Annotated in this window: 7 protein-coding genes; 2 read left to right on the top strand and 5 right to left on the bottom strand. The window is 60.1% G+C overall.

The window, feature by feature from the left end; translation table 11 throughout:
• Positions 1 to 2316 (bottom strand): DNA polymerase III subunit alpha (gene dnaE / locus ACILSI_RS26325; RefSeq protein WP_395724908.1); only part of this gene is annotated, 2316 nt, incomplete at its 3' end.
• A 46-nt stretch (positions 2317 to 2362) separates the two neighbouring features.
• The gene (locus tag ACILSI_RS26320) at positions 2363 to 3109 is read right to left on the bottom strand and encodes a hypothetical protein (protein WP_395724907.1); all 747 of its coding nucleotides are present in this window, start codon (positions 3107 to 3109) and stop codon (positions 2363 to 2365) included.
• Positions 3110 to 3312: 203 nt separating this feature from the next.
• On the opposite strand from ACILSI_RS26320, the gene ACILSI_RS26315 reads away from it, so the two are divergent.
• The gene (locus ACILSI_RS26315) at positions 3313 to 4248 is read left to right on the top strand and encodes an FHA domain-containing protein (protein ID WP_395724906.1); all 936 of its coding nucleotides are present in this window, start codon (positions 3313 to 3315) and stop codon (positions 4246 to 4248) included.
• On the opposite strand, the gene ACILSI_RS26310 is transcribed toward ACILSI_RS26315, so the two are convergent.
• From ACILSI_RS26310 to ACILSI_RS26300, 3 genes are read right to left on the bottom strand one after another with little or no spacing between them, the layout of a single operon-like run.
• Positions 4245 to 4745, bottom strand: a complete 501-nt coding sequence (locus ACILSI_RS26310; protein WP_395724905.1) for a GNAT family N-acetyltransferase — start codon at positions 4743 to 4745, stop codon at positions 4245 to 4247. The two genes, ACILSI_RS26315 and ACILSI_RS26310, sit on opposite strands and share 4 nt — an antisense overlap.
• Positions 4742 to 6100, bottom strand: coding sequence for a tRNA (N6-isopentenyl adenosine(37)-C2)-methylthiotransferase MiaB (gene miaB, locus ACILSI_RS26305; protein ID WP_395724904.1), 1359 nt, complete (start codon positions 6098 to 6100; stop codon positions 4742 to 4744). The genes ACILSI_RS26310 and miaB overlap by 4 nt, the downstream gene beginning before the upstream one ends.
• 48 nt (positions 6101 to 6148) lie before the next feature.
• Positions 6149 to 6589: a RidA family protein gene (locus tag ACILSI_RS26300; RefSeq protein ID WP_395724903.1), complete on the bottom strand. Its 441-nt coding sequence runs from the start codon at positions 6587 to 6589 to the stop codon at positions 6149 to 6151.
• An 84-nt stretch (positions 6590 to 6673) separates the two neighbouring features.
• On the opposite strand from ACILSI_RS26300, the gene ACILSI_RS26295 reads away from it, so the two are divergent.
• Positions 6674 to 7912, top strand: a complete 1239-nt coding sequence (locus ACILSI_RS26295; RefSeq protein WP_395724902.1) for a glycoside hydrolase family 71/99-like protein — start codon at positions 6674 to 6676, stop codon at positions 7910 to 7912.
• The last annotated feature ends 55 nt before the right edge of the window (positions 7913 to 7967 follow it).

The following is a 7967-nucleotide window of genomic DNA, read 5'->3' as shown; positions in this document are numbered from 1 at the left end:
GACGGGGTAGTTCGCCTTCAAGTAGGCGGTGTGATACGTCACGATCCCGTAGGCGGCGGAGTGCGACTTGTTGAAGCCGTATTGCGCGAACTTTTCGAGCAAGTCGAAGACGGCGTTGGCCTGCTTTTGCTGGATGTCGTTCGTCTTGAGGCAGCCTTCGACGAAGATGAGGCGCTGGCGGGCCATTTCGGCGGCGTCCTTCTTGCCCATGGCGCGGCGGAGCAAGTCGGCCTGGCCGAGTGAGAAGCCCGCGAGCACGTTCGCGGCCTGCATGACCTGTTCCTGATAAACCAGGATGCCGTAGGTCTCCTTGGCGATCTTTTCGAGGAGCGGATGCGGATACTCGACCTGCTCCTCGCCCTTTTTGCGTTTGATGTAGTCCGGGATGAACTGCATCGGGCCGGGTCGATACAGTGCGAGGATAGCGATGATTTCCTCGATGGTGTCCGGGCCAAGCTGCTTGCAGGTGTTGACCATGCCGCCGGATTCCATCTGGAAGACGGCGACCGTTTCACCGCGCTTGATGAGCTCGAAGGTTTTGAGGTCTTCCAGCGGCATGTCGGCCACCCTGAAGCCGGGAACGCGTTTGTTGATCCAATACTCGGCTTCGTGGATGACCGTCAGCGTTTTGAGGCCGAGGAAGTCCATCTTGAGCATGCCCAGCTCGGTGAGCGGCTTCATCGCGTATTGCGAGAGGATGGCGTCTTCCTTGTCCCGTGTGAGGGCGATGAAGTTGTCCAGCCGCCGATCTCCGATGACAACGCCGGCGGCATGCACGCCGACGCCGCGTGTGAGGCCTTCGAGGAAGGTGGCGTGCCGCCAAAGCTCCTGCGCGTTGGTGTCAGACTCGAGTTTCGCGGCGAGATCGGGATTTTTCTTCACCGACTCCTCCAGGTCGATGTTTAACTCGTTCGGAATCATCTTCGACAGCGCGTCGCTGTCGCCATAGCTCCAGCCGAGCACGCGACCAACATCGCGGATGACCGATTTGGCCCCCATGGTGCCGAAGGTGATGATGTGGCAGACGCTGAGGTCGCCGTATTTTTCACGGACGTATTGGATGACCTCTGGACGGCGCGTCTGGCAGAAGTCGATGTCGATGTCGGGAGGGCTGACACGCTCAGGATTGAGGAAGCGCTCGAACACGAGCTCGAAGCGCAGCGGATCAATGTTCGTGATGCCGAGGCAGAAGGCGACGAGCGAACCGGCGGCGGAACCACGACCGGGACCGACGGGGATGTCGTGCTCACGCGCCCAGTTGATGAAGTCCCAGACGATGAGGAAGTAGCTGGTGAAGTTTTTCTCCTTCAGCAGGGCGAGCTCGACCTCCATGCGCTCGTGCAGCGCCTCGTCATTGAGCGCACGGTCGCGGCCGTAGCGGCGTTCGAGGCCTTCCTGCGTGAGCTTACGGAGATACTCGTTTCGATCGCCACCGTCGGGCATCGGATACTGCGGGTAGCGGTCGATGGAGGTCGAATCGAGATGGATTTTGACATCGCAGCGCTCGGCGATCTCCAGCGTGGCATCGCATGCCTCGGGCACTTCGGAAAACAGTGCGCGCATCTCCTCGGCGGTCTTGAAATGGACCTCCGGGGAGTAGGTCATGCGATTCTGGTCGTAGATGCTCGCGCCAGTGCCGATGCAGATCATGATGTCGTGGGACTCGTGATCGTCACGGTTGAGGAAATGCACGTCGTTGGTGGCGACGGTTTTGAGTCCGTATTGTTTGCCCCACTCGATCATCTGCCGGGCGCTCTTGCGCTGGGCCTCCGAATTGTGGTCCTGGATTTCGAGGTAGAAATTCTCGGGGCCAAAGATGTCGCGGAACTCCTGGAGGCTCTTTTCAGCCTCGTCCTTGCGGTCGGAGAGGAGGAATTCGTTGATCTCGCCGTTGATGCAGCCGCTGAGGCAGATGAGGCCCTTGGCATGCTCGCGCAGCGCGTCTTTATCGACACGCGGCTTGTACCACTGGCCTTCGAGATGACCTTTGGTGATGAGTTTGGAGAGATTGTCGAAGCCCTCGTTGCTGGCGGCCAGCAGCGTGAGGTGGGAGGAGCGTTTGCGGCCCGGGACCTCATTTTTGTCCATCATGGAGCCGGGGGCCAGGTAGGCCTCGCAGCCGAGGATGGACTTCACTTTGGCCTTTTTTGCGGCCATGTAGAAGTCGATGGCCCCGTAGAGATTGCCGTGGTCAGTCATCGCCACGGCGGGCATTTCCAGCTCCTTCACGCGCTTCATGAGCGTGTCGATGCGCACCGCTCCATCGAGGAGTGAGTATTCGGTGTGGAGGTGGAGATGGACGAAGGAGTCGGGCATTCGGCGGAGGGCAGGATTAACCCTGTTTGGGAGGCTGGAACAAGGGCTAGTTGTTCACATCGTCGGGCCGGGGCCTGCGGTGGGCGCGGTGGTGGTGCCGGTAATGATTCAGCAGCCGCCATCCCACAATGAGAAGCATCACCACAACGCTCAACGTGATGACCAGTCCGAGACTGAACAATGGCGCCGGTGGCTGAGGTGCCGGGGCGGGTGCCGTCGTCGTGGTCGGAGCAGGTGTGCTCGTTTCCAGAGGGTAGGCACGGCTGGTTTCACCAGGGAAGATGACCTGGGGGCGGGGAGCGGCCTTGCCACCGTGGCTTGGGAGCAGGATCAGGGTGGTGTTGGCGTCCTTGGCAAAGTCGATCTGGAAAGACGCCGCTCCGGCAGGAACGCGGCCTTGAGCCGAAGCCAGGAGGTGTACTTCCTGGGTTTCGGCGGTCAGCGGGGTGTTGCTCTCGCCGTCGATGGCCTGGATGGCACAGTTTGGGAGCGGTGTTTTTTGACCACCAAACAACAGCCCCAGCGCCCGGGTGAGGTATTCGCCCGCCTTTTCGTGCGTGGCGGCGAGTTGCTCGGGCGTCTGTTCCCGATACCACGAGCCAGGCACCGGCGGCAGGGTGGTGGGGTCGGCGGCCAGAAAAGTGCGCGGATCGACATTGATACTCAACGTGTAACCGCCATCAGCAGCGAAATCCGCCTCCACTGTCATGTTGGGGACCACATGCGCCCACGCGGCTCCTGGCATGGCAAGGGCGAGCATGGCGAGCGCAGTGCGTGGGAGCGAAAAAGTCATCCAACACATGGTGGAGATGCGGGCAGGGATGGCAAATCCAACGTCTGCGGGTGTCCTGATTCAAAGAGGTTGGAGGACTTGTTTCTCTTAGGCGCTGCCACCGGCTGGAAAAAACAGACGAAAATCTTTGTAGCTAGATTGTCAGCGCGCTTGACTATGGGTGCGCAACTTGCTTCAAAAGAGCAGATCAATTACCAACCCACATGGGTGCCACCCTCAAATCAGTCGATAAAGGTCACGAGATTACTCTTGATGACTTCAACCTCATCGGACGCAGTCCGGATGCCTCCATCCGCTTGCTAGACGGAGGAGTATCGCGCCAGCACGCCACGATCCGGCGTGACGATTCCCTGTTTTGGGTTTCGGACCTCGGCAGCGCGAACGGCAGCTTCGTCAACGACGTGGCCGTGACCACCGCCCGCGCCCTGCGGCATGGCGACCGCGTGCAGTTTGGCACCAGTGTCTTCATTTTCGACAGCCAGGAGGAGGAGCGCCCGCCGAGCGAGTCCGGCAACGTCAGCACTCAATCACTGCACACCATTGCCCTGCCGGTGAAAACGGTGAAGGCCACGCTGCTCGTCGGCGATCTGCGCAATTTCACCACCATTTCCGCCCAGCTCAGCGCCGAGGAGGTCGCTGCCATGCTGCGTGAGTGGTACGCGGACTGCGAGAAGATCATCAAGACACGGGACGGCATCATCGACAAGTTCATCGGCGACGGCGTGTTCGCCTACTGGCCTGGTGACGACATCATCTCCCGCGTCAAGGCCACCGAAGCCGCGAAACTGCTTACCGGCCCGGAAGCCGGGGACTCGCCGAAGCGCAAACGGCTGCGTGAAAACATGAATCTCGAAGTCTATTGCCACGTCGGCTTGAACGTCGGCGATGTCGCGCTCGGTGCCATGGGCCGTGGCAACAACACCGCCGTCGGTGAGGCCGTGAACGTGACTTTCCGCATTGAGAGTCTCACCCGAAAACTGCAGGTGCCCGTTTTGGCTGGAGCCCCGTTCTTGACGGGCTGGCCTGAGGGTCTGCAGCTTTATCAAAACGCCGGCATCCACCCGGTGAAAGGCCAGCCGGAACCGGTCGAGGTTTATTCGCTCATCGATTTCCCCACCGTGTCGATCCCGGCGGCCTAGGCGGACAGATACGCGGCCATGTCATCGCGGGTCATGCGGTAGAGCAGCCATTCGCTCATGCGTTTCGCGCCCAGGCGCTGCTCATAGACCTGCTGCGCGTTCACATTCCAGTTCAGGGCTGTCCATTCCATGCGTCCGCAACCACGCTCATGCGCCAGGCCCACGGCTTTCTTCAGCAAAGCGCCACCCACACCGGCTTTGCGCCGCTCCGGCAGCACAAACAGGTCTTCGAGATACAAGGTCGGCAGCGCCAGGAAGCTCGAATACGTCTCCACGAGGATCATGTAGCCGCACGGAGTCGGATCATCGCCCGCAAAGGCCAGCCAGACTTCAATGCGCGGCCTCGGCCCCAGCGCATCTTTGACCAATCTCATCTGCGCCACTTCATCCGGTGGCGGGAGCTTCTCAAACTCCGCCAACGCCACCACCAGCCGACAAAACGACGCCACATGCTCTCGTGAAAGAGGTCGCAGCTCGATGGGCAGCCTCGCACTCATGCCAATAGCACTGGATCACCAAACAAAGTGAAATTGGCCGCCTCGGTGATGCGCACGTTGAAAATCTCGCCGACGTGGCGATCACGATGGCCTTCAAAGACCACAATGCGGTTGGAGCCGGTGCGCCCTGTCAAACGCGCCTCATTCGTCTTGCTCGGACCTTCGCAGAGAATTTCGACCTCTTTGCCGACGAGCGCGTCATACATCGGCAGCGCAATGCTGTTCACGAGCGCGAGCAAATCCTGGTTTCGCTCCTCTTTGACGCGCTCCGGCACTTGTGTGGCCTCTTCCATCTCTGCCGCCGGTGTGCCACGACGTTTGGAGTAACGAAACACAAAGGCGTTGTCGAAGCGGATGTCTTCAAAGAGCTCTCGCGTCTCCAAATAGTGCTCCTCGGTCTCGCCGGGGAAACCGACGATGACATCCGTCGTCACCGCGATGTCTGGCCGTGCCGCGCGGATGCGCTGCACAAGCTCCGTGAATTTCGCCGTCGTATAGGGCCGGTGCATGCGCTTCAAAATGGCATTGCTGCCGCTTTGCACCGGCAAATGCACATGCTCGGCCAGTTTGGGCAGGTAAGTGAAGGCTTCGATGAGATCCTTCTTGTAGCCAATCGGGTGCGGACTCGTGAAACGGATGCGCTGGATGCCTGAAACTTCATGAACGGCCTCCAAAAGCTGCACGAAGGGACTCTTGCCATCCACCGCCGGAAACTCATGCCTGCCGTAGAGATTCACGATCTGCCCCAGCAGCGTCACTTCCTTCACACCACGGTCAGCAAGGCGTTTCACCTCCTCCACGATGTCCGCGATAGGCCGTCCGCGCTCCTCACCGCGTGTGTAGGGCACGATGCAAAAGGTACACTTCATGTTGCAGCCCTGCATGATGCTCACGAAGGCGCTGGCCTGCTTTTCCTTCAGCGTGTGGTCGCGGATGGTGTTCTGCGAAGCTTCCTCTTCATCCACATCGACGATGGAAAAACGCTCATCATCCATCTGCCGCACTTCCTTGGCCCGAATGATCTCATCCACATAATCCACCACGCGATGATATTTCTGCGTGCCGACGACGAGATCCACCTTCGCCCTGTCCACCAGCTCGCCGCCACGGCTCTGCGCCATGCAGCCCATGAAGCCGGTCACCAGCGGCACCTTGCGCCGCCGAACCATGCCCATCTTTCCTAGCGCCTTCTGCTCCGCCTGGTCGCGCACCGAGCAGGTGTTGATCAGCACCACATCCGCATCAAGATCCGTCCCCGTCATGGTATAACCACGCTCGACGAACATTTGTGACACCTGCTCGGTGTCGCGCTCGTTCATCTGGCAGCCGTAGGTTTTGATGTGGACGCGTGGCATGTCTGGAGGGGCGCGGAGAATACCCGCGCCCGCCCCAAAGACAACCGCCTACGCCTTGATCTCAAAGATCGCCTCGACCTCGACAGCGGCGCCCGTTGGAAGCTGCGCAAAGCCCAGGGCGCTGCGTGCATGGTAGCCGTCGCCTTCTTTGCCGAAAATCTCATGCAGCAGGTCGGAGCATCCGTTGATCACCAGATGCTGGTCGCTGTATTCCAGTGTCGAATTCACGCAGCCGAGCACTTTGATGACCTTCAGGCCATCCAGCGTGCCATGCGTGTCCCACACCGAGCGCAGCACCTTTTCCGCGCAGTTCTTCGCCGCCTTGTAGCCGTCCTCGGTCGAGACGCCCGCGCCCAGCTTGCCCTTGAGGTCACTGACGTGGCCGGAGGTGATGAGCTGGTTGCCGCTGCGGACGCAGAGGTTCAGGTAGCCGCGAGCTTGTTTTGCGAAGGTGAGGCCGAGGGATTCTGCTTTTTGCTGAGGAGTCATGGTTAGGAGTGAGAAGTGGATGCAGAATACGAATTGGAAAACGAAAACTGGCAAAGAGCCGCAATCATCTGCCATCATCTGCCCATGAGACGCGCTCTGCCTCTTCTCTGCACCTTTGTTGTCATTAGCCTGAGCGCCCAGGTCGTCGATACCAGCACGCTCACCGGCAAAGTCGTCTGCGGCTATCAGGGCTGGTTCCGCTGCGAGGGTGACGGCAGCAGCAATGGCTGGCATCACTACGCCGCAGGTGGAAAATTCGAACCCGGACACGCGCACATCGAGATGTGGCCGGATGTGAGCGAAATACCTCAACAGGACCGCTTCGCCACGCCCTTCAAGCACGCCGATGGCCGCACCGCTGAGGTCTTCAGCTCCGTGCGCGAGTCCGTCGTGCAGCTTCATTTCAAATGGATGCGCGACTACGGCATCGACGGTGCCTTCCTGCAACGCTTCGCCACCACCACGCGTGACAAACGCTTCCGCGAGCCGATGGATCAGGTGCTCGCGCACTGCCAAGACGCCGCCAAAGCCAACGGACGCGGCTGGACGCTCATGTATGACCTCAGCGGCATCAAAAAAGACGGCATCCAACTCGTCATCAACGACTGGAAGCGCCTCATCACGGAAAAGCGCCTCGACCGCGATGGTGCCGCGTATTTTCATCACCACGGCAAGCCGCTCGTCGCGCTCTGGGGCCTCGGCTTCAATGATCGTGAGCCGTTGCTCGATGAATGGTCACGTTTGATCACCTTCCTGCACGATGACGGCTGCGCGATCATGCTTGGCGTGCCCTACTACTGGCGCACGCTCGATCACGACTGCATCAAAGATCCCAAACTGCATGAACTCATCGCCCGCGCCGACATCGTCAGCCCGTGGGCCGTGGGAAGACTCGGCACGCCGCAGGACGCGGCCAATCGAGTCGAGAAAACCTTGAAGCCGGACGTGGCATGGTGTGCGGAGCGCAAGCTCGACTACCTGCCCGTGATCTTCCCCGGCTTTAGCTGGCAGAACCTCTCCAAGTCACGCGGCCAGGAGGCCAAGTTCGATGCCATTCCACGTCTTGGCGGCCAATTCCTCTGGTCACAGGCGCTCGCGGCCAAGCAGGCTGGCTCGCAGATGCTCTATGTCGCCATGTTTGATGAGCTGGACGAAGGCACGGCGATTTTCAAAACGACGAATCAACCTCCCTTGGGTGAAAGTCGATTTCTCGCAGAGCCTGATCTGCCGAACGGTCATTATCTCTGGCTCACCGGCACGCTCGTCAAGCTGCTGCGCGGCGAAGTTTCTGAGGCATGGCCGGTGAGGCTCGAGCGCCGATAAAGTAGGACGACTGTGGCGACAGCCCGGTCGTCTTCCTGGGAGGACGTTACCTGTG

It is taken from the genome of Prosthecobacter sp. (assembly GCF_044232965.1).
Lineage (GTDB): Bacteria > Verrucomicrobiota > Verrucomicrobiia > Verrucomicrobiales > Verrucomicrobiaceae > Prosthecobacter.
Note: the sequence above shows the minus strand (reverse complement) of the source record. Positions and strands in the feature narration are given on the sequence as shown.